General features: G+C 72.8%; 11 protein-coding genes and 1 pseudogene. 1 reads left to right on the top strand and 11 read right to left on the bottom strand.

Features of this window, described 5'->3' with window-relative positions; all coding sequences use genetic code 11:
* The first annotated feature begins 92 nt into the window (after window positions 1–92).
* Window positions 93–1,058 (top strand): pirin family protein, encoded by a 966-nt coding sequence (locus SAVERM_RS37765; protein ID WP_010988750.1) that lies wholly within the window; start codon window positions 93–95, stop codon window positions 1,056–1,058.
* A gap of 678 nt (window positions 1,059–1,736) precedes the next feature.
* Here SAVERM_RS37765 and SAVERM_RS37770 read toward each other — a convergent pair.
* The 11 genes and pseudogenes from SAVERM_RS37770 to SAVERM_RS37815 form a co-directional block, all read right to left on the bottom strand.
* Window positions 1,737–2,141 (bottom strand): hypothetical protein, encoded by a 405-nt coding sequence (locus tag SAVERM_RS37770; RefSeq protein ID WP_037647119.1) that lies wholly within the window; start codon window positions 2,139–2,141, stop codon window positions 1,737–1,739.
* Window positions 2,142–2,243: 102 nt separating this feature from the next.
* Window positions 2,244–2,513, bottom strand: coding sequence for a hypothetical protein (locus SAVERM_RS45125; RefSeq protein ID WP_037647121.1), 270 nt, complete (start codon window positions 2,511–2,513; stop codon window positions 2,244–2,246).
* 128 nt (window positions 2,514–2,641) lie between these two features.
* A pseudogene (locus SAVERM_RS46005) lies at window positions 2,642–3,025 on the bottom strand (tyrosinase family protein); the annotation flags it as partial.
* Between the two features lie 320 nt (window positions 3,026–3,345).
* The gene (locus tag SAVERM_RS37780; RefSeq protein ID WP_010988752.1) at window positions 3,346–5,109 is read right to left on the bottom strand and encodes an ABC transporter ATP-binding protein; all 1,764 of its coding nucleotides are present in this window, start codon (window positions 5,107–5,109) and stop codon (window positions 3,346–3,348) included.
* Window positions 5,106–6,299 carry a glycosyltransferase gene (locus SAVERM_RS37785; RefSeq protein WP_010988753.1) on the bottom strand — a complete coding sequence of 398 codons (1,194 nt, stop codon included), beginning with the start codon at window positions 6,297–6,299 and terminating at the stop codon, window positions 5,106–5,108. The genes SAVERM_RS37780 and SAVERM_RS37785 overlap by 4 nt, the downstream gene beginning before the upstream one ends.
* Window positions 6,300–7,103: an alpha/beta fold hydrolase gene (locus tag SAVERM_RS37790; RefSeq protein WP_010988754.1), complete on the bottom strand. Its 804-nt coding sequence runs from the start codon at window positions 7,101–7,103 to the stop codon at window positions 6,300–6,302.
* Between the two features lie 2 nt (window positions 7,104–7,105).
* The gene (locus SAVERM_RS37795; RefSeq protein ID WP_037647123.1) at window positions 7,106–7,435 is read right to left on the bottom strand and encodes a phosphopantetheine-binding protein; all 330 of its coding nucleotides are present in this window, start codon (window positions 7,433–7,435) and stop codon (window positions 7,106–7,108) included.
* Entirely contained in the window at window positions 7,432–12,003 is a 4,572-nt protein-coding gene (locus SAVERM_RS37800; RefSeq protein ID WP_010988756.1) for a type I polyketide synthase, read from the bottom strand. The genes SAVERM_RS37795 and SAVERM_RS37800 overlap by 4 nt, the downstream gene beginning before the upstream one ends.
* Window positions 12,004–12,005: 2 nt before the next feature.
* On the bottom strand, window positions 12,006–19,103 hold the full coding sequence (locus tag SAVERM_RS37805) for a type I polyketide synthase (protein ID WP_010988757.1): 7,098 nt from the start codon (window positions 19,101–19,103) through the stop codon (window positions 12,006–12,008).
* Window positions 19,104–19,846: 743 nt separating this feature from the next.
* Window positions 19,847–21,397, bottom strand: coding sequence for a carboxylesterase/lipase family protein (locus tag SAVERM_RS37810; protein WP_042494035.1), 1,551 nt, complete (start codon window positions 21,395–21,397; stop codon window positions 19,847–19,849).
* Between the two features lie 265 nt (window positions 21,398–21,662).
* Window positions 21,663–22,277 carry a hypothetical protein gene (locus SAVERM_RS37815; RefSeq protein ID WP_010988759.1) on the bottom strand — a complete coding sequence of 205 codons (615 nt, stop codon included), beginning with the start codon at window positions 22,275–22,277 and terminating at the stop codon, window positions 21,663–21,665.
* Window positions 22,278–22,521 lie beyond the last annotated feature (244 nt).

The following is a 22,521-nucleotide window of genomic DNA, read 5'->3' on the forward strand; positions in this document are numbered from 1 at the left end:
CGACGCACCGCATCCCGAAGGGACGGGGCCGATCCGGCCAGGGGAGGGGGGATGGACTGACGGACCGTCCCGGCCGGGGCTAGGTTTGCCACATGAGCAATCTTGATCGCGAGGCAGTGCCCACGCTGTGCGGCGGCCGTGGGTTCGTGGTGGCCGAGCCGGTGCGCGAACTCCTCAGCCCCCGCAAGGTCAAGCTCGGTGAGTCCACCGAAGTCCGCCGTCTGCTGCCCAACCTAGGCCGCCGTATGGTCGGCGCCTGGTGCTTCGTCGATCACTACGGTCCCGATGACATCGCCGACGAGCCAGGCATGCAGGTCCCGCCGCACCCGCACATGGGGCTCCAGACGGTCAGCTGGCTGCACGAGGGCGAGGTCCTCCACCGCGACTCGACGGGCAGCCTCCAGACGATCCGCCCGCGCGAGCTGGGCCTGATGACGTCCGGCCGCGCGATCAGTCACTCCGAGGAAAGCCCCAAGTCGCACGCGCGGTTCCTGCACGGAGCACAGTTGTGGGTGGCCCTGCCGGACAGTCACCGGCACACCGATCCGCGCTTCGAGCACCACGCGGAACTGCCGGTCGTCACGGCGCCGGGGCTCCAGGCCACGCTGATCCTGGGCGAGGTCGACGGCGCGACCTCGCCCGGCACGACGTTCACCCCGATCGTGGGCGCCGACCTGTCCCTCGCGAGCGGCGCCGACGTACGACTGCCACTGGAGCCGGACTTCGAGTACGCCGTCCTGTCCATGTCGGGCGAGGCCCACGTCGACGGCGTACCGGTCCTGCCGGGCTCGATGCTCTACCTCGGCTGCGGCCGCAGCGAACTGCCGCTGCGCGCGGAGTCGGACGCGGGCCTGATGCTCCTGGGCGGCGAGCCGTTCGAGGAGGAGCTGGTGATGTGGTGGAACTTCATCGGGCGGTCCAACGAGGACATCGCACAGGCCCGTTCGGACTGGATGGCAGGCTCCCGATTCGGTGAGGTGGTGGGGTACGACGGCGCTCCACTGCGCGCTCCTGAACTCCCGCCGGTGCCGCTGAAACCGCGCGGAAGGGTGCGCTGACCTGGGGCTCCAGCTCAAGCGCAGGCCCCTCGCGGGACGTGGCTGTTCCCGCTCGACACCCCGTTTTCCCGAGGGGCCGACCGCTCCTGCGAAGTCCATCGACGGACAGTGCTGCGTTCTCGTGTCTGGACATCTGTAGGCGGGTTTGGTCAGCCCAATGCTGGGCTGCCGCTCGCGTGTAGGGCCAGGCCCATGCTGACTTCGGTGACTTGTGCTGGGGCAAGGTGCCCCAAGTGCGTGGGCGACGAAGGGGAGAAGAAGTCCGTGACGAGGGGGCTTTTGTGAGAATCCCCCAATGCCCCGGCGTGCCGCTGCTGCCGTACTCACCCCTTGGGCGGACCGCCATGGGGAGAGTGTGGCTACAGTGACGGCCCTCGGAAGCGGCTTGTCGGCAAGCCGGGCTCTGCTTCAGAACGGGGAACGGCAGTCAGCAGGTTCTCGCCGACCCACCGTCACCGAGTACAGCTCTCACTCAGCCGCCGTAGCCGCGCTGCGCCACAGTGGCCTGCTCCGGCGGGCGCCACTGTCCGGCCCCGCCCGCGCCTTGAAGGGCGCGACGTGCCGCTCCTCAGCCCACGCCACCCACACATTGGTTACACACCGTGACCGTCCAGTAGGATCGATCCACGCGCATGTGACCTCGCTGGTGTGGGGGTGTGCGTGTCGTCCGGACTCGGTTCACGCTTCGTCGTGGTGGGTGAGGTGGCCGTCGGTGAGCCGCCAGTAGTGCTGGTGAGGAGTTAGTTGCCAGGTCTCGTCGGCAGCGATCACCTGCGTGATCCACTCGTGGAGTTGCGGGAGGGCATGCGCTCGTAGAACAGCGCGGGTTGCAGCACGTTCAGTGGCATCGACTGGGTGGACGTCTATGCGGAAGCCAACCATGTCCGGGTGGATGCCGCGGCCGTAGTTGCGGGGGTTCGGAGCGACCCATTCGGCTCCCAGGACGATGGTCCCGCTGTCATGCCCAGTGAGGAACTGCAGGTCCGTGACACGGGTCATGTAAGGGCCAAGACGCTCGTTGATGTCGGTGGTGGTCAGTGGCCAGGCACGGTGCCGGGGCAGTCTTCGATTTCGTGCGGACATGGCAAGCAGAATGGCAGAAGGTCACTGTCGGCCCTCATGGGTGTTCTGTTCGGCGGCGGTTTCCAGAAGCTGGCGAGCGGAGTTCGCGCAGCGGATCGCGGTCTACGAGTGTGCTGTCCGGACGGCAGATGCTCGCGTGGCCGTCGTACTGGACGTAGAACCGTCGTTCCGATACAGCACCAGATTCCCGTCCTTCTGGTACGTGAACGTGTAGGAGCCGTTCTGGGAGACCAGGTACTGGTCGGCCACGAGCATGTCACCGGGCAGCATGCGGTCGCCTTGGGCCGCGGGCCGTTCCGTGTCGTATATGTAGCCGAGGGCCTGGTGGTTGAGTGTGCTGGCGATGGTGGTGTTCCCGAACCAGGGATCCATGGCGTCGGGCTCGTTCTGCCCCTGTGGCGCGCCCCGTGCTGCGGCATGTATGTCAGGTCGGAGTGCTCGTACTGCCATTGGGCCCACAGGCGGTCGATGTTGGCGTGGTGCAGCCAGAACACCGGGTCGTTCGGGGAGCTCAGCGGCCTCATGTGGCCACCGACCCACTCGTGCACCCGGTTGTGGATGTTCGGCCCGATCCAGCCTTCGAGCTGGTTCCGGAAGCTCGGGTTGCTCGTCGTGTCCCAGGGCGCGCTGTCATAGGGCGTGATCTGAAGGCAGTCGGCCACGTCCTGAGCGGTGGGCAGCGAGCCGATGTGCACCCCCAGTTCCCTGGTCAAATAGTTCGCGCCGATGTCGATCTTTAGGCAGACCCATTTGCCGGCATCGAAGGCAAAACTGATGTAACCGTCGTAAATGCCGCGGCGCTTGAGTTCCAGCAGGGCGTCGACGAATGCCGATAGCTCGGCTGTGTTCATCATTGCCTGGTCTCTGCGGACGAGAGCCATCATTGCTTCAAGGGTCAGGTGTTCGCCCCCTACCTTTCAGCGTCTGACCGGATCAGGCATCCGGCAACATATGGACGGAGAAGTTGAAAAGGCTACGGACGGCGCCGACGCCGGGGGACGGACGACATGTCGGTGCCGAGGCCTTGGGGCGCGCAACGAGCCTTGCCGTGCGGTGCACTTGAACACCGGCGACGACGGCACGCCGTTGGTCGCCCACCCCCGAGCGGCCCTGGGATTCCCGCTGTCGGTGCTTGCGGCCCTCGGCGCGGTGGGCGGGGCGTTCGACGTCGGCCTGCCGGTTGACACCGCGCCAGGTCGAGCCGTCACGCCGGGGGCTCGGCCGCCAGGAGCTGGGTCGCGGCCAGTTCGCGGTAGAGGTCGTCGTCGTCGACCAACGAGTGGTGGGTACCGACGGCGCGGACGCCGCCGTGCTCCAGGACCACGATCTGGTCCGCGTCGGTGACCGTGGACAGGCGGTGGGCGATCAAGAGGACCGTGCACCGGCCCGCGGCACGGGCGACGAGTTCGCTCAGGGCCTGTTCGTTGCGGGCGTCGAGCTGGGCCGTCGCCTCGTCGAGGAGGAGCACCTGAGGGCGGCGGAGCAGGGCGCGGGCGATGGCGAGGCGCTGTCGTTCGCCGCCGGACAGGGTCACGCCGCGCGGGCCGACGGGAGTGTCCAGGCCCTGGGGCAGGCGGGCGACGAGCGCGTCGAGGCGCGTGACGGCCAGGGCCTCGGCCAACTCCTCAGGGGTGGCCGAGGGTGCCGCGTACAGCAGGTTCTCGCGGAGGGAGCCGGCCATCACCGGGGAGTCCTGCTCGACGTACGCGATCCGCCGCCGGACCTCGGCACGCGGCAGTGCGGAGATGTCCTGGCCGCCGATCCTGATCGTGCCCGCGGTCGGCTCGTAGAAGCGCTGGAGGAGGGAGAAGAGGGTGGTCTTCCCGGCGCCCGAAAGGCCGACGAGCGCCGTCTGCGTACCGCCGGGGACCGTGAAGCCGACACCTCGCAGGGCGGGGGCGCGGCCCGGGTAGGCGAACTCGACCCCGGTCAGCTCGACGGCGGGCGGCGCGGCGTGGGCGGGGGCGGCGGCGGGCGGTGCGTCGATGTCGTCCTCGACCGGCAGCCCGGCGGCCTCCTGGATCCTGCCCACCGCGCCCAGCCCCTGCTGGAGTTGGGCGGCCCCGCCGACCAGCTGGGAGACCGGACTCGCCAGGAAGAACACGTACAGGAGGAAGGCGATCAGCTCGGAGACCGACATCGTGCGGTTCGCCACGAAGGTGCCGCCCACGCCGAGCACCACCAGGAACGCGGTCTGGATGGCGGCGCCGCCGACCATGGTGACCAGCGCGCTGTATCGGGCGCCGACCAGGCCGGCCGCGTACGCCTCGTCGACCGCGTCCTCGGCGGCCAGCGTCTCACGGCCCTCGGCGCCGTTGGCCTTGACCGTACGGGCCGCGCCGAGGGTGCGGTCGAGCACGGCGCCGACCGCGCCGACGGAGCTCTGGGAACGGGCCACTGCGGCCTTGATCCGGGGCAGGATCACGGTGATCACGACGCCGACCAGGGTGAGCACCAGCAGGGTGACCCCGAGCAGCCGGGCGTCGAGCGCCGCCATCATGAACAGCGCCCCGGCGAAGGTCAGTACGCCGTTGACCGTCATGATCAGGCCCTCGGTGGCCGCGCTCTTGAGCAGGGTGCTGTCGGAGGTGACGCGGGCGATGAGGTCGCCGGGGGCGCGCCGGTCCAGTTCGGCGACCCGCAGCCGGATCAGACGGTGCACAAGACCGCGCCGTACCTGCCGGACCACCCGCTCCGAAGTGCGTTGCTGGAGCCAGGCGTTGAGGCCGGTCAGCAGGGCGCCCGCGACCAGGAACACGGCGAGCAGCGCCACCGGGGCGACCACGCCGGCGCCGTCGTCGAGGCGGTCCAGGATCGCCTGCGCGAACTTCGGCTGCACCAGCCCCGACACGCTGGCCAGCAGAGTGAGGACGAGGGAGAGCAGCAGCACCCGCCAGTGAGGCCGCGCGTAGCCGATGAGGGCGGACAAGGAGCCGGGGGGAGTAGTGGGCGTGGGATCGTCGGTCATGAGCCTCGTACTCCGGGCACGGCCGACTCGGCCGTCAGTGTTTCGAGGCGGTCGGCGGCGGACTCGCTGCCCCCCGCGGCCCGGAAGGACTCCCCGACGGCCTCGGCCGCCTTCCGGTGGCCCTGAGCCGGATCGAGGACGGCCTCGACGGCCGCGCCGATCCTCGCCGCGTCGGCGCGGCCGAACCGCAGCCGTACCCCGGCGCCCGCGTCCACGACCTGGGCGGCCACGATCGGCTGGTCGTCACGGATCGGCGCGACGACGAGCGGGACCCCGTGCCACAGGGCCTCGCAGACGGTGTTGTGCCCGGCGTGACAGACCACCGCGTCGAGCCGTTCCAGCAGGGCGAGTTGAGGAACGTACCGGCGTACGAGGACGGTGTCGGGCACCGGGTGCTCGACCACCCCGCCGGGATCGACGAGCACGGCCCGCACCCGGTCCGCGATCCCGCCCAGCGCCTCGGCGGCCGCGTTCAGGAAACGGGCGCCGGCGTCGTTGTTGGCCGTGCCGAGGCTGACGAGGACGGTGGGCAGCGCGGAGGCCTCCAGCCACTCCCAGGGGAAGTCGTCGGGGCCCGCCGGGCGGGCGGCGACGGACGGCCCCACCAGCCAGACCCGGTCCGGCAGTTCCACCGGGCCGAGCAGCGCGCGCGTGGTGTACGCGAGCACCCCGTGCGGAGAGAACCGCGGATCCGCGGCGCCGGCGCCGCCCGTGATCCGGCGGCGCAGCTCCCCGAGCAGACCGTCGAGCCAGGCCGCGACTTTGGGCATCCCGGCCAGCGGGTCGACCAGTTCGGCGGACGTGGTGGCCGAGGTCACCCAGGGCCGCCCGAGCGACTCGGCGACCAGCGCGCCCGCCACCGCCTGCTGGTCGCAGACGACGACATCGGGATCGTACGCCTCGATCGCCGCCCGCACCCCGGGCGCCATGGCGTCCGCCAACGGGACGAGGAAGCTCTCCCAGAGGAACTGGAAGGCGGCCGGTCCCTTCAGGCCGGCGGGCCGGGAAAGACCGTCCTCGGGCAGCGCGCAGGGGAAGACGACGGCGTCCGCCCCCGCGAGACCGCGGACCAGTTCCGGATGGCCCGCCCAGGCGATGTCGTGCCCGCGGGCCGCGAGGGCCGCCGCGGTGCCCACGGCCGGGTTGACGTGCCCGACCAGCGGGGGCACCACGAACAGGAATCGGCCCATCTAGCGGGCCTCCCGCAGCGCGAGCGCCTCCTGGCCGAGCAGCCAGTCGCGTACGAGGGCGTACGTCTCCTTGGTGGCCTCCACCAGCACCGAGTGGCCGAGACCGGGCAGCACGACCGTACGGCAGCGCGCCAGGGACGCTTCCAGCATCCCGGTCTGCGCGGCGAGCTTGGACGCGCCGCCGAACACGGCGAACACCGGGCAGCGGATCGCGGACAGGTCGTCGTCGAGGAGAGAGCTGAGCGGGATCTCCTGGGCGAGGGCGGTCTCGTCCAGCACCCGGCCGGCCGCCCGGAACGGCCGGGCGTTGCGCTCGCCCGGGTTCTCCCGCAGCCACTCCTTGACCTCTCGGACCACCAGGCCGCCCTCCTCGCCGACCAGGCCCTCGTACATGCTCTGCGCCCAGGCCCGGCCCGGCGGCTCGGCCTCGATGGCGATGACGCTGGCGACCCGCTCGGGGTGGGCGGCGGCCATGGCGTACGCGATCGCCCCGCCGAAGGAGTTGCCGACGAGGTGCACCGGGCGGTTCACCGCCAGTGCGTCGAGCAGTGCGTCGAGGTCGCGGACGAAGTCCTCCATGCGGTAGCCGGTCGGCGGCCGGGAGGTCTTGCCGTGCCCGCGCAGGTCGTACATGACGACGTCCATGCCGTCCTCGGCGAGCTGCGGCGCGAGGCTGAAGTAGTAGCTGGCGAGGCTGTCGATGAGCATGCCGTGGATGAGCACCACGACGGGGCGCGGGACGTCACCCGGCCCACCCATGCGCTGGACGTGTACGTCGATGCCGTTCACCCGCAGGGTCGCCACCGTCAGCCCACCTCCGCGACGGCGAGCGACCCCACCACATAGCCGACGAGGTCACCGACGGTCAGCGCGATGATCTCCTCGAGACCGCGGTCGGCCATGAACGCGGCGAAGTTGACGCGCTCGCCGTAGAACTCGCGCAGCTGGGCGGAGAGAGTGACGAGGTCGATGCTCTCCAGCTCCAGGTCGTCGTGGAAGGACGTGTCCAGGGTGATCTCGGAGTCGTCGAGCCCGTACTCCTCCAGCACGGTGCGCAGGATGGCCGAGAGGTCCGCGAGCACGGTCGCCTCGTCCGGGGCCGACCGCGGTGCGGGGCCTTCGAGTTCAGTGGTCATCTTCGCTCTCCTGAATCGTTGACGGCCGTCCAGGCCACGACGTACTCCTTGCCGGGCTGTCCGGACGGCCGGGGGATGGTCAGCGAGGAGTGCCGCACGCGGTACTCCTCGCCCGCGACACGGACGCTCACCACGGCGCCGTCCGCCGCCGTGATCTCGAACTGCTTGGGCGCGCCGCCCAGTCCGGTGCCGCGCGCCTTCGCGACGGCCTCCTTGGCGGCCCAGAAGCGGGTGAACCAGAGTCGTTCGGGGGCTCCTCGCGGAGCCTGGGCGAGGGCTCGGAGCAGCTCGCGTTCCGGCGGGGCGAGGGCGACGGCGAGGGTGCCCTCGGGACGGTCGGTCACTTCCTCGATGTCGATGCCGCAGGGCCCCTCGGTCCTGGCCATCGCCACGGCGCTCTCGCCGCGGTGGGCGATCGAGACATGCAGGGCGGGCAGGGTCCGGCCGTAGCCGCCGGTCACGAAGGGGCGGCCCGTCGGGTCGTTGCCGACCCGCACTTCGGCGGGGAAGACGGGGCCCGCGCCGCCGTCCCACATCAGATGCCGTACGGCGTCCTTGACGGCGATCCTGCCGAGCAGCCACTGCCGTCGGCCGCGCGGTGCGTGCGCCGCGTACCGCTCGCGCTCCTCGCCCGCCAGGATGTTCCGCATGATCAGCTCGCGGGTGGCCAGATCGGGCCACTCCTCGTGGACCAGCGCCCAGCCGCCCGGCTGCATCCGGGACAGGGTGTGCCGCTCGGGCTCCCGGTCCACCGCGCGGATCCGCGGGTTGCTGTCGAAGCGGCGGTCCTGCCAGCCGGTGAACTCCGCCCACACCCGGCCCCGGTACACCAGCTGCATATCGGCTTCGAGCGTGGCGTCGGTGACCGAGGTGATCCGGATCAGGCACTCCAACCGCTCCCCGGGGGCGGGGTGCGGGCCGTGGAAGCGGATCTCCTTCATGCCGACCGGGAACACCGTGGTGCGCACCGGCAGCCTGGACATGATCCAGTAGCCGAGGAGCTGTCCCACGTTGTCCAGCAGGGCGCCCGGCGCGGGCGGGCAGACGAGCACCCCGCGCACATGCCGTTCGCCGACCGCCGTCAGTTCGCGCACGCCCTGGAAGCGCGGTCCGTGGAACATCCAGCGGCGCGAGTACAGCTCCGCGGCCGTCAGCTCGGGCTTCTCCTCCGCCGCGGCCGGGAAGGTCCAGGGCTCCGCCGGGGCCGGGAAGGCCCAGGGCGTGGCAGGCGCTGACCGCCCCTGGTCGGCGGCGAGTTCGACCACGGCCTGCGCGTACGAGCCGAGCGACGCGGTGACCCGGTCCGGGCTCTCGGGGACGATCCGTACCGGGATGTCGACCGCCGGAGTGGCCGTCACCCACTGGTGCAGCCGTACGTCGTGGACGGCCACCGCCCGGCGGCCGGGGGCGGCCCGTTCCGCGAAGTCCATCAGATGGGCGATCACGGTGGTGCCGGGGACCACGGGCCAGCTGTCGGCGGGGTCGGCCCGGTCGGGCTGCTTGAAGAAGCAGTGGTCGAGGAGGTACGGCATGGTGTCGACGGACACGTGAAGGGTGGTGTCGAGGGGGCGGGGCGCGGGGGGCTCCGTCGTACGAGGGCCGGGCACCGCGGTCGTACGTGAGCCGGGCGTGGCCCGGGTGTGGTGGGTCGCCGCCGCGGCCCCGGGCCTGCGGCGGCCCGCCGACACCACGTCCGAGGCGAGCGCCGTCGCGTCCCGCAGCAGCGCGGACAACTCAGCTCCCAGCAGGCCCTGTTCGCCGAGGGTGCCGTGGTCGCCGTGGTCGCCGACGTCCCGGGGTGGTGGGGTGGCCGGGGCGCGGCGCGGGGCCAGCGCGGCGCTCACCCGGTGGCGGGTCTCCGCGTCCAGGGAGACGTTCGCTCCGCCGAGGTCCAGCCGGACCGGCCGGCGGCCGGTGCGCGCGGGTGCGGCGGCCGCCCTGCCCAGCAGCGGGGAGAGGTCCGAAGCCGCCCCGTCCGCCCACAACGCGCTCGCGACACGGTGGAGTTGGGGCAGGCCCGAGCGGTTCGGGGAGTGCGCGGCGACCACGAGGTGCGCACGGCCGTGCAGGGTGTCGCCGATGAGCGAGCCGAGGTGTCCGGCGCCGAGCTGGACGAAGGCGCGGAAGCCCGCCGCGTACATCGTGTCCACCAGCGGCCGGAAGCGGACCGGCTCCAGCAGATGGCGGACGAACAGGTCGCGGATCGCCGCCGGTTCCTCCGGGTACGGGGCTACGGTCGTCGCGGACCACAGTGGCAGCGCGGCCGGGTGGAGGGTGTAGGTCTCGGCCGCCTTTCTGATCGGGCCGAGGTAGGGCTCCAGCATCGGGGTGTGGAAGCCGGAGCGGAACGGCAGGATCTGCGAGATCAGTGCCCGGGACCGGAACACGTCGACGAGTGCGGCGACGGCGGGCTCCGGGCCGCAGATCATCGACTGGTTGGGCGCGTTGTCGTGGGAGAGGACCACGTCCGTGCGCCCGGCCAGCTCCGTCAGCACCTGCTCGGCGGGGGCGCCGATCGCGGCGAAGGCGAGCCCGGGAACGCTCAGCGCGTCGGGGTCGAAGCCGGCGAGGAAGGCGTCGACCTCGTCCGGTGCGTGGATTTCGGCGGCGGCCATCGCGGTCCACTCGCCCAGGCTGTGTCCGGCCAGCGCGTCGGGTGCGACGCCGAGCCGGCGCAGCGCCGCGTCGAGGAGCCGGCCGAGTTCGAAGACGCCGGTGCCCTGCCGGCCCACGTCGCCCACGGTGGCGTCGGCGACGGCCCGCGACCAGGGCAGCCCGAAGTGCCGGGCGACGTCCTCGGAGTTGGGCACGAACTCGGCCTCCAGGCCGGGGAAGACGAAGGCGAGCTTGCCGCCGCCGGGCCCCAGCAGCGGGCTCGGCACGAACCACACGTCGCCCCGGCCCCGCCACCCGTCGCCCTTCGCGACCGCCTTGCGGGCCAGCGCCAGCCGTTTCGCGGTGGGCCCGACGACGGCGAGCCGCACCGGATCGGCGGCGGGCGCCGGCGCGCGTTCGTCGAGACCGGCGGCGAGGATCGCGGAGTCGTCGCGGTCCAGCAGCGCGGCCATCGCCTCGGGTGTCGGCGCGGTCAGTCGCAGCACCCGCTCCGGCTCGTAGACCTGGGCCGCCCTCGTGACCGCCACCTGTTCCAGCACCACATGCGCGTTGATGCCGCCGAAACCGAAGGCGTTGACGGCGGCCCGGCGCACGGGCTGCCGGTCGTCGGCGGGCCAGGGCCGGGCGGCGCTGATGGGGGCGAACCGGGTGCGGGCCAGCGCCGGATGCGGCTCGTCGCAGTGCAGGGTCGGCGGCAGCACCCCGTGGTGGACGGCGAGGGCGGCCTTGATCAGCCCGGCGATGCCCGCGGCGGGCATGGTGTGGCCGATCATCGACTTCACCGAGCCGATGACGGCGCCCGGTTCGTCGGCGGTCGCGTCCTTCGGTGGCGGCCCGAACACCTCGGCGAGCGTGGCGAGTTCGGCGCCGTCGCCGGCCGGGGTGGCGGTGCCGTGCGCCTCCAGGAGCCCGATCGAGCCGGGTGCCGCCGGGTCGAGCCCGGCGGCCTGCCAGGCTTGACGGACCGCGCGGACCTGGCCGCCGGAGTCCGGCGCCATGAGACTGGTCGTACGTCCGTCGGAGGCGACGCCGGTGCCGGTGATCGCGGCGTAGATCCGGTCGCCGGCGCGCTCGGCGTCGGCGAGCCGCTTGAGGACGACGACGCCGGTCCCCTCGCCGATCAGCACCCCGTCCGCGCCTTTGTGGAACGGCCGGATGCGCTCGCTCGGCGAGAGCGCGCCGAGTTGGCTGAACACGCTCCAGAAGGTGATGTCGTGACAGTGGTGCACACCGCCCGCCAGCATCACGTCACACCGTCCGTCCGCGAGTTCGCGCACGGCGTGGTCGACGGCGATGAGCGAGGAGGCGCAGGCGGCGTCCACGGTGTACGCGGGGCCGCGCAGGTCGAGGCGGCCGGCCAGCCGGGAGGCGGCGAGGTTGGGTACGAGCCCGATCGACGACTCCGGCGCCTCGGGGCCGAGGCGGTCGGTGAACGCCTGCCGTACGGCCTCCAGTCGGTCCGCGCCGAGGTCGGGCAGCAGCTCGCCCAGGGTGCGTACGAGCTGGCTCGCGGTCCGCACTCGCTGGTCGAGCCTGACCAGGCCGGGGGTGAGGTAGCCGCCGCGGCCGAGCACCACACCGACCCGGTGCCGGTCGGCGGGCAGCCGGTCCGCGCCGCCCGCGTCGGCGAGGGCCTGCGCGGCCACCCGCAGCGCGATGAGCTGGTCGGGCTCGGTGGCCGGCACCGCGGCCGGCATGATCCCGAACTCGGTGACGTCCACCTCGGCCAGCTCGTCCACGAAGCCGCCGCGCCGGCAGTAGACCCGGTCGGCGCGGGGCTCGGCGCCGGGCGCGTAGTGCTCGTCGGCGTCCCAGCGGCCGGGCGGGACGTCGGTGATGGCGTCGACGCCGGAGACCAGGTTGTGCCAGTACGTGGCGAGGTCGGGGGCGCCGGGGAAGAGCACCGACATGCCGACGATGGCGATGGGTTCGGCGCGTCCGGGGGTGGTCATGGTCACCAGCCCGAGGCGGTGTACACGACGGCGGTGTCGCCCTCGGGGCCCCAGGCCAGCTCGCGCAGCAGGCTCATGGTGCCCTCGTCGGGGTCGATGAGCCGGATGCCGCGGGCGGCGTAGTGCCGCATCAGCTCGGGGGTGACCATGCCGTGGTTGCCGTCGCCGGTCGGTGCCCACGGGCCCCAGTGGACGGTCAGCCCGCGGCGGCCCGCCCCGGCGTCCGCCCAGCGGGTGCCGAGGGTCTCCAGGGCGTCGTTGGCGGCGGCGTAGTCGGACTGGCCGCGGTTGCCGAGGGTCGCGGCGATGCTGCCGAACAGCACGGCGAACCGCGGCCCGTCCGGCAACTCGCTGATCGCGTCCAGCAGTTCACGGGCGCCGTCGGCCTTCGTACGGAACACCCGGTCGTACGACCGCGGGCTTTTCTCCGCGATCAGCTTGTCCTCGATCACGCCCGCCGCGTAGACGACGGCGTCGAGTCTGCCGTGCTCGGCGTGGATCTCCTTCACCGCCCGGCGCACGGCGTCGCCGTCCAGCGCGTCCACGGTGCGGTAGCGGACCTCGGAGCCGAGTGCGGCGAGCCGGCGCAGCGTGCCACGCACCTCGCGCTCGGCCTGGATCCGGCCGATCGCCCGTTCGATCTCGGCGGGCACCCGCAGGCCGCCCGCGATGAGCGCGGCGCGCAGTTCGCCCGTGGTGACCGCGGGGGCGAGGGCGGGGTCCTCGGCGCCCTCGGGCAGGGCGGTGCGGCCGAACAGTTCGATCCGGCAGCGGCAGGCGGCGGCCAGGGTCGCGGCGAACCGGGCGGTGATCCCGCGGGCGCCGCCCACCAGCAGCACGACCGAGTCGGTGTCGAGGCCGAGCGCGGCGGCCTCGGCCGCGCCGTCACCGGCCGGGCCCGCGCCCGTTCCGCCGAGCAGGCCCAGGCCCTCCTCGGCCATGCGCAGTCCGCGACGGGTGCCCGGGGAACGTAGCACCACCGGCTCCCGGTCGTCGGCGGTGAGTTCGGCGACGAGACCGGCGGCGATGTCCTCGGGCGCGGTGCCGGGGGCGTGCTCGACGACCCGGGCCACCGTGTCGGGGTACTCGCGCGCCACGGAGCGGAAGAAGCCGCGCAGTCCGGCGGAGGTGCCTGAGGCCAGCACCCAGCGTGGGTTGCCCGCCAGCACCTGTCGGTAGACGGGGAAGGTGTCCGGCAGGACGGGTGGGGCGTCCGGCGCGACGAGGTGGATGAGGCCGTCGAACTTCTCGTCGGCCGGGGGCTCGTCGGCGGTGAGCGCGTGGGCGCCGTGCGCGGTGAGGCGGGCGGTCAGCGCGTCGGCGACGGGTCCGGTGCCGAGGAGCAGGAAGTTCCGGCCCGTCAGCCGGTCGCCGGTGGGCGCGGGCTCGGCGGGGGCGAGGTCGAACTCCCGCATCACCAGGCGCTTGGGCGCCACGACCAAGGGCTCTGCGCCGGCCGGGGCGGACTGCGGGGTGGCTGCCGGGGTGACTTCCGGGGCCCTGGCCTCGGCTGCCTCCCCTCGGGCACCCGCCACCAGCTCGGCGATGCTCGCGGCGGTGCGTGCCTTCGCCAGTTCTTCCACGTCGGTGTCGGCGGTGGTGGTGAGGCCGAGTCGGGCGGCGAGTTCGCCGGCGATTTCGGCTCGTTTGATGGAGTCGACGCTGAGGTCGGCTTCGAGGTCGAGGTCGGGTTCGATCATGTCGACGGGGTAGCCGGTGCGTTCGCCGATCACGTCGAGCACGAGTGCGAGGACGGACTCGGCGGTCGGTGCGGGGCCCGCGGCGGGAGCGGGGGCCTGGGCAGCCGGGGCCGGGGTGGGAACGGCGCCCGGTCCGGTGACCCGCTCGACCAGCGCGGTGATGGCGGCGGCGGTGCGTGCCTTGGCGAGTTCTTCCACGTCGGTGTCGGCGGTGGTGGTGAGGCCGAGTCGGGCGGCGAGTTCGCCGGCGATTTCGGCTCGTTTGATGGAGTCGACGCTGAGGTCGGCTTCGAGGTCGAGGTCGGGTTCGATCATGTCGACGGGGTAGCCGGTGCGTTCGCCGATCACGTCGAGTACGACCGAGAGCACCGAGCCCCCGGCGGGCTCGGCCACGGCAGCCACGGCAGCCGGTGCGGCGGGCGGCGCGGTCACGGTGACGGGGGCGTCGGCGTACGTGACCGGGGCGTCGGCGTACGTGGCCGGGGCGGCGGCCGGGGCCGGGGGCCGTACCGCCGGATCCGCACCGAGATACCCCAGCATCACATCCCGCTGAGCCGCGATCATCTCCCGGCTCGTCCGCAGGAACTCACTGATCAGGGCCTCGGAGCCGGTGGCTGCCACCGGTCCGGCCGAGGTGCTGTGGGTCACGAGGGCCTCCGGGACGCGCTCGGCGGGATGGAGTGCGGCGGCGGGGATCGCGCCGTCCGCCGTGCGGATCAGATGGCCGTCGACGGTCCACGCGGCGCGCACCCGGCGAGGTGCCCGGGCGGCGTCGACCGCGCCCCGGCCCTGGAAGAGCCACGAGGTCCTGACGTCCACACCGGCGACGGCCAGTTGGGCGAGCGCGGCGAGGAATCCGACGAGACCGGTGTGCCGGCCCTTCTCCAGGGCGACCGTGCGGTGCGGCCGGTCGCCGAGGACCGTGCCCACCAGCCGGGTCAGCACCGAGCCGGGGCCGGCCTCGACGAAGACCCGGGCCCCGGCCTCGTACATCGCCTCGATCTGGTCGGCGAACCGGACCGGTGCGCCGATCTGGGCGGCGAGTTCGGCCCGGATCGCCTCGGGGCTCTCCGGGTAGCGGGCGGCCGTACGGTTCGACCAGACCGGGAAGTCGGTCGCGCCGACCGGGACGTCGGCGAGCACCTTCGCGAAGGCCTCGCCCGCCGCCGCGACCAGCGGGCTGTGGAACGCGCAGGCGACCGGGATGCGCTTGGCGCCCAGGCCCTGGGCGCGCAGCCGCTCGACGGCGGTGAGCACGTCGTCCGTGGGGCCCGAAATCACCGTCTGACGGGGCGAGTTACGGTTCGCCGTCACCACTGAGCCGTCGAGTCCCGCCGCCGCCAGGGCCGCCGCGACCTCCGGTTCGCCCGCGGCGACGGCTGCCATGGTGCCGGGATCACCGTCGCCGGCGGCGCCCAGGACGGCGGCGGCCCGGCCGCGGCTGGTCCGCACCAGCGCGTCGGGGGTGAGGGCGCCCGCCGCGGCCAGTGCGGCCAGCTCTCCGTAGCTGTGCCCCGCGGCCATCGCCGGGCGTATCCCGGCCCTGGTGAGGAGCTGGAACGCGGCGAGTCCGGTGAGCCCGAGCGCGGGCTGTGCGACGGTGGTGTCGGTGATCCGCTCCTGCTGCTCCTTGCGGCTCGCCTCGTCGAAAGCCGTCGGCGGGAAGAGGACGCGGGCCGTCGTCTCGTCGAGCCGCAGATGGCGCTGGAGTTCGGGGAAGGCCACGAACAGCTCCGCGAACATCCCCGGCCGCTGGCTGCCCTGGCCCGGGAAGAGCAGCGCCACCTCGCCCGTCTCCGTGTCGTCGGCGGTGAACAGGCCCTCCTTCGGGGCGTGTTCACCCGCGACGGCCCGGCGCAGCAGCGCCGCCAGCTCCTCGGCCGACTCGGCCACGAGGGCGATCCAGGTCCGGGCGCCACGCGTGCCGGCGGACTCCGCGCGGCGGGACGCGCCGAGCGCGAAGTCCCGCAGCCGCCACGGCTCGTGGGGTCCGGGGTCCGCCTCGACGAGGGCGAGCAGCTCGGTGGCGGCGCGCACGGCCGCCGCCCGGTCCGCGCCCCGGAAGGTGAACAGCTCGGCGGGCCACTGCTGGGCGGCGGTGACCGGCGGTGGACCGTCCTCGTAGGCCCGCAGCACGACATGGAAGTTGGTGCCGCCGAAGCCGAAGGCGCTGACTCCGGCGACCCGTTCGGCCGGCGCGGCGGGCCAGGGGCGGGCCTCGGTGTGGAAGGCGAACGGGCTGCTCTGCGCGTCCCAGGCCGGGTTCGGTTCGGCGAGGTGCAGGGTCGGCGGCTTCACTCCGGTGTGGAGGGCGAGCGAGGCCTTGATCAGTCCGGCCAGCCCGGCCGCGCACTTGGTGTGCCCGATCTGCGACTTGACCGAGCCGAGCGCACACCTGCCGGGCTCGGCGCCGGCCTCCTCGAACACCCGGGTGAGCGAGCCGAGTTCGGTGCGGTCGCCGACGACGGTGCCGGTGCCGTGCGCCTCCACGAGCCCGACCTCGGCGGGCGAGACGCCCGCGTTGCGGTAGGCCCGGGTCAGCGCGTTGTACTGCCCCTCGGGCCGGGGCGCGGTCAGGCCCAGCGCCCGGCCGTCACTGGCGCTGCCGACGCCCTTGATGACCGCGTAGATCCGGTCGCCGTCGCGCTCGGCGTCGGCGAGCCGCTTGAGGACGACGCAGCCGACGCCCTCGCCGAGCGCGATGCCGTCGGCGGCGCTGTCGAAGGGCGCGGAGCGGCCGGAGGGCGAGAGGGCGTGGGCGGAGGCGAAGAGCAGGTAGTCGTTGATGCCGTTGTGCAGATCGGCGCCGCCGCACAGCACCAAGTCGCTGGTACCGCCGCTCAGTTCCTTGCACGCCACGTCGACGGCGGTGAGGGAGGAGGCGCAGGCGGCGTCGACGGTGTAGTTGGCGCCGCCGAGGTCGAGGCGGTTGGCGATCCGGCCCGCGATGACGTTGGCGAGGATGCCGGGGAAGGAGTCCTCGGTGAGCCGCGGCAGCTGCTCCGCCAGCGCGGGCGGCAGAGTGCCGAGATAGGCGGGCAGTACGGACCGCAGCGTCATGGCGTTCGACAGGTCACTGCCCGCCTCCGCGCCGAACACCACCGACGCGCGGGCCCGGTCGAAGGACCGGCTCCCGTAACCGGAGTCCTCCAGGGCCCGGCGCGCGGCCTCCAGGGCCAGCAGCTGCACCGGCTCGATGGCGGGCAGTGAGGCGGGTGGAATCCCGTACCGCAGCGGCTCGAACGGGATCTCGGGGAGGAAGCCGCCCCAGCGGGACGGGGTCTTCTCCCCGGCGCCGTTCAGGTCGTGGTAGAGGTCGGCGTCCCAGCGGGTCGCGGGCACCTCCGTGACGGCGTCCGCACCGGCGAGCACGTTCGCCCAGAAGGCGGCGAGGTCGGGGGCACCGGGGAACATGCAGGCCATGCCGACGACGGCGATGTCCAGCGGCTCGGGGGAGGCGGCGATGGCCGGTTCCTCGATGCCGAGGGCGTCCAGCCGGGCCGCCAGGAAGCCGGCCGCCCCGGTGGTCACCGAGGCGTGCAGGTCGGCGACGGTGGTGATGGCCGAGCGCAGGACGGCGACCTCTCCGGCCATGAACATGCCCTCGGCGAGCTGTCTCTCCTCACCGACCTCGTGAAGTTCGCCCCCGGCCCGCTCCAGGCCCTTGCTGGCCAGCCGCAACCGGCCGACGTTGAGCTGCTCCAGCCGCTCCCAGGCCTCCCGGCCGGGTACGTCGCGGGCGGCCAGCTCCTCCTTGACGGCGGCGAACTCGTCGGTGAACGGGCTGCGGACACAGCGGGTGGCGTGCCCGGGAGCGGTCTCCAGGAGATCGGTGCGCTCGGCTGCGATCACCTGCCGCTGGAACAGGGGCAGTACCGCGCCCGCGCTCACGGCCTCCTCGGTGAACAGATACGCCGTGCCCATCAGTACGCCCACGGCGGCACCCCGGGCGCTCAGCGGCGCGGCGAGGGCGGTCACCATGGCGGCGGACCGCTCGTCGTGCACCCCGCCCGCGAACAGCAGCTGCAACTCCGCGGCCGTACCGTTCTTGGCGCCCGCCAGGAAGTCGTCGAGCACGCAGAGCTGCGCCTCCCACAGCGGGAAGCTGCCCCGCGGGCCGACATGGCCACCGCACTCGGCGCCCTCGAAGACGAACTTGCGCGCGCCCGCCTCCAGGAACTGCTTCAGGAGCCCCGGCGACGGCACGTGCAGGAAGGTGGAGATGCCCACCGCCTCCAGTGCGGCCGCCTGCGCGGGACGGCCGCCCGCGATGATCGCGTGGGAGGGGCGGATCTCCCGTACGACCTCCAGCTGGGCGGCCTTGATCTCCTCGTCGGCGAATCCGAGGACCCCGACTCCCCAGGGCGCGTGCCCGAGGGCGTCCCTGGTCCGCTCCAGGACGGTGCGGGTCTGCTCGGCGCCGGAGAGCGCGAGCGCGATGAAGGGCAGCGCTCCGTGGCCGCTCACCTCGGCGGCGAACGCGGCCTGGTCGCTCACCCGGGTCATCGGCCCCTGGACGACCGGCAGTTCGGTCCCGAGCGCACGGCTGCCCGCGCTGTCGGGGCCGAGGGCGGGACCCGCGCTCTTGAGGGCGTCGAGGACGGCGTCACGTACGCCCCGGACCGCCGCGTGGACGGTGCCCCAGCGCTCATGGAAGCGTGCCGCGAGGAAACCGTCCTGACCGATCTCGGGCGCCGGGGCACCGTCCGGGGCACCCCGGCGCCGTACGACACGGCGGCCGTTCTCCACGGTGGTCTCGGAGCCGTCGAGCCCGGTGAGGAGTACGGAGGTGCCGGCGGGCAGTCCGGCCTCGGCCTCGGTGAGCAGGGCGAGCTGGGTGTCCAGGACGACACCGGCACCGCCGCCCGCGACGACGGCCGCCGCGGTGTGCGGGCCCGCGCCGCCGCAGGCCCAGACCGGCAGGTCCAACTCCCGGTCGGCGAGCAGCTGTTGCACCAGCACGAACGTGCCCAGTTCGCCCACGGGGCCGCCTGCCTCGTGGCCCCGGGCGATCAGTCCGTGCGCCCCGGCCGATAGGGCCCGTAAGGCCTGCTCATGGCCGGTCACCTCGACGAGCACGCGGTGGCCGGGGAAGTCGCCCGGGGTGCACGAGGCGTCGCTGGTCAGCAGGACGGTGTGCACGCGGGCGGGGAGGTCCCGCGCGGGAAAGGCATCGTTGTCGGAGAGCCGTACGCCGAAGCCGGCGGCCGACCATTCCTCGGCGAGCGCGAGTTCCGCCGCCGCCCGGCGCCCACCCGAGGTGAGGTCGAGCACGCCGAGACCGCCGGCCCGTACGGCGGCCGCGGTGACCCGTGCCGAGGGGACGGCGAGCGGGCTCACGGCGATGACGATGTCCTCGACAGCAAACAGCCCGGAAGTATCGAAATTCGACACAGGCACGCGAACGCTCCAAATCACACGAGAGTGAGGAATGGTGGGGGAGAGCGCTTGTGCTTCACAAGGCACTGCGAAGCACGCTCATGGTTATTGCGCATCCTCGCGAAAGTCAAACTCTCAATGAGACGGTCCTTGCCGGATGTAACACTGCCGACACGGCTGCATCGGATTCCTGTGTGAACGGGCGACAGCGGCCTGACCCGAGGGCGGTTGAGGGGGCGCCGACCGCAGGCCGCGCGCGTCCTCCGCCCCAACTCATCCTGCGCGTACGTGTCCTGACGGCGCGTCAGGATGGTGTCCCGATTGGATCAAGCGGAAACGCATTGTTTCCCCAGGTGTAAATTGAATCCTTAAACAGTTCCCTTTCATATAATCAAAATTCACGCTGGGCAAAAGGGTTGGATTCGGCACTTGAGTGTGAATAGCCACGATTCGTACTCGCCGGTAGATGGCTCGTTTAGGACGCACGTTCCATGGGATCAAGCCCGCTCGGTAGCGCCTTCCGGCCGCGTGGGGCGGTCGGGCCGTGGCCGAATCCAAAAGGTCTCGGGGCGGTGGCGCAGGAGGCGTACGGGGCTTTGCGGCAGGGGAAGGGGCCGCAGGATGTCTTCGGCATCGCGAGGCGGGCCGATCAGATCAACAGGCGTTCGTCGCTGTCCTGGTCGCCCTGGTCGTCCCGCGTCGGCTGCGTGCCCGAGGCATCAGCACCGGGTGTTCGCCGAATTCCGGCCAGGAACCGGCGGACTTCACTGGATCAGCGGCAGCGCGGGGAAGGTGTGGCGCTCCCAGAGGCGCCGGGAGGTTTCCTCGGGGTAGGGGATGACCTCTGGGGCCGCGTCGAGGACTTGGACCAGCCGCCGCTCGGTGTCGTACGTGGGCCAGCCGGGGTCGCCCGTCCGTGCGAACGCCGTCCAGGACGCCCGGAAACGGGATGACAGCGCCTCGGCCTCCGGTGAGGGTTCCGTACCGGCGAACAGCAGGCTGCCGAGGTCGGCGTCGAACGTGCCGAACAGCAGCGGGATGTCCAGGCCGTGGCAGGCGCCCAGTACGCCGCCGTTGCCCGGGGCCGGCCAGGTCAGCTCGTAGACGTGGGCGCGTCCGCCGCCGGTGAGCTGCGCCTCGGCCAGGTGCAGTGAGGGCATGTGGAACAGCCAGTCGGACATGACGCGTTCGTACAGCTCGCCCGGCGAGGCGTCGGGGAAGCCGGTGCGGTAGGCCTGTTCGGCGTCCGGTCCGGGTCCGAACCTGCGCAGTGCTGCCCGCGCCTCCCCGTCGGTGATCTTTCCGAGCTGTCCGGAGAGGAGGACGAACAGCCGGAATTCCTCGCTGTTGTGACCGACGATCAGTTCGACGTCCCGGGCGGTGCCGGCCGCCAGCGCCTGCCAGGGGGTGGTGGGCAGGACCTCGCCGTCGACGACGGGGGAGAAGGGGGTCAGGGTGTGGACGACCGGCCCCCACCGGTCCTCGTACTGGCGCATCGTGGCCGCCAACGCCTCGCCTGCGGCGGGTAGTTGACGTGGGTCGACGGTGGACAGATCGGCGGCCGTGGGGCGCAGGCCCGCTTCGGCGGCGATCGCGGCCGCGATGTCCTTGGCCAGTTCGTCGGAGAAGTACGTGCCCGGCACGCTCTGGGCGATGGCCCGCCGGAAGAGGCCGGACGCGCTCGGCATGGCCAGCAGCGAGGCGATTGATCCGGCGCCGGCCGACTCCCCGAAGACGGTGACCCGGCCGGGGTCGCCGCCGAACGCCGTGATGTTCTCCCGTACCCATTCCAGGGCCGCGACCTGGTCGAGCAGACCGCGGTTGGCGGGAGCGCCGTCGACCCGGGCGAAGCCCTCGATGCCGACACGGTAGTTGAGGGTGACCACGACGACGTCGCCGTCGCGGGCGATGCGGCGAGCGTCGTAGCCGGGGCTGCCGGAGTGGCCGAGCTTGTAGGCACCGCCGTAGATCCACACCATCACCGGGCGGCGGGCACCAGGGTCCGGGTCGGGTGTCCAGACGTTGACCGTCAGCCAGTCGTCGCCCGTGGGCGCGTCCAGCAGGGCGGCGCGGCCCTGGATCCCCGTCTCCTGGGGCGGCGGCGGACCGAAGGCGAACGCGTCCCGTGTCCCGTCCCAGGCGCGTACCGGGCGCGGCGCGGCGAACCGCGCGTCCCCCACGGGCGGTTCGGCGAACGGGACACCGCGGAAGACCGCCAGGCCGCCCTCCAGGCGGCCGCGCACCGTACCGGCGGCGGTGGGGACCACGGGCTCGGCGGACCCCGGCGCCGACGCGCGGGAATCGGCTGTCGTCATCGTTGACTCCTCAGTGGTTGCCGGTGGAGCGACCTGTCAGTGGCTGCTGGTGGAGCGACCTGTCAGTGGCTGCTGGTGGAGCGACCTGTCAGTGGCTGCTGGTGGAACGACATGGTGCACCCGCGGGCCCGGACCGCTCGACCTCACCCCCGCCGAGTACTGGCTCCTGGGCCGTCTACCGGCCAACGCGGAGCGTGTGCTGTCGACAGACCCCTGCCGGGTACCGCGCGGCGCCGCTGAGGTCCGGCATGCCGACGGGGCCCTCTCAGGACCTCGCCTCATACGGGCCGCCCCGGAAGTACAGGCTTCCGTACGGTCGGGGACGGTCACCGCGCTCATGCGCGGCGTCGGAGCGGTCGGCAGGTGCCGACCGCTCGGCCAGAGCGCGCAGCGTCTCCAGACCGGCCAGGACCTCAGAGCGCTGGTCCGCCCTCTTCATCCACGCCGGCAGCCGCGCGAACATGGCCCGCGTCGGCCGCACCCCGCCACGCTCGCGCACCCGGGCGCCCACGTAGGCCGACAACTCGTCGACATGCTCCTCGTTGTAGGCCCACAGGATCCGGCCGACGCAACGGGTCTGCAGCCACAGCGGCCGCCGGAAAAACGGATCCTCACTCCCGCCCGGCACCGCGCCGACCAGCCCCGCACCACGCATCTCGGGTTCCCGGTCGGCGACGGTTCCGCACCCACCGCAAGCCAGACGGCGTGGCTGGAACAACAGCTCGCTGAAGTACCTGGGCGCGGGAAGACCAGGCCGGGGAACCACGAGCGCACGGCCGCCGCATCGTGGACAGACCACCAGCATGCGGCCGGTGAACTGGGCCAACTGGCGGCCGGGGTCGTAGTGGCGGGCAGGACCGGTACCCGGCTCGGAATCCATGACGGACACCCTCGCAGGTTCGCGACGCCGCCCGCGACCGGGTTCTCGCGCGCCCTGGCCGCCCACGCCGTCCTCGCCGGCGCGGAAGCCGGGGCCAAGGAGTTCATGACGCGGCCGCGTCGAGGCCGGACGGTGGATCGGCGCCCGCTTTCGGATGACGTCACAGCCTGTCGCCGGGGCGGACCGGCCGGCATGCCTGACGATCGCAGTCGGCCGGTCATCCCTGCCCGCCCCTCGTCCGCCC

Source organism: Streptomyces avermitilis MA-4680 = NBRC 14893, assembly GCF_000009765.2.
Classification (GTDB): domain Bacteria; phylum Actinomycetota; class Actinomycetes; order Streptomycetales; family Streptomycetaceae; genus Streptomyces; species Streptomyces avermitilis.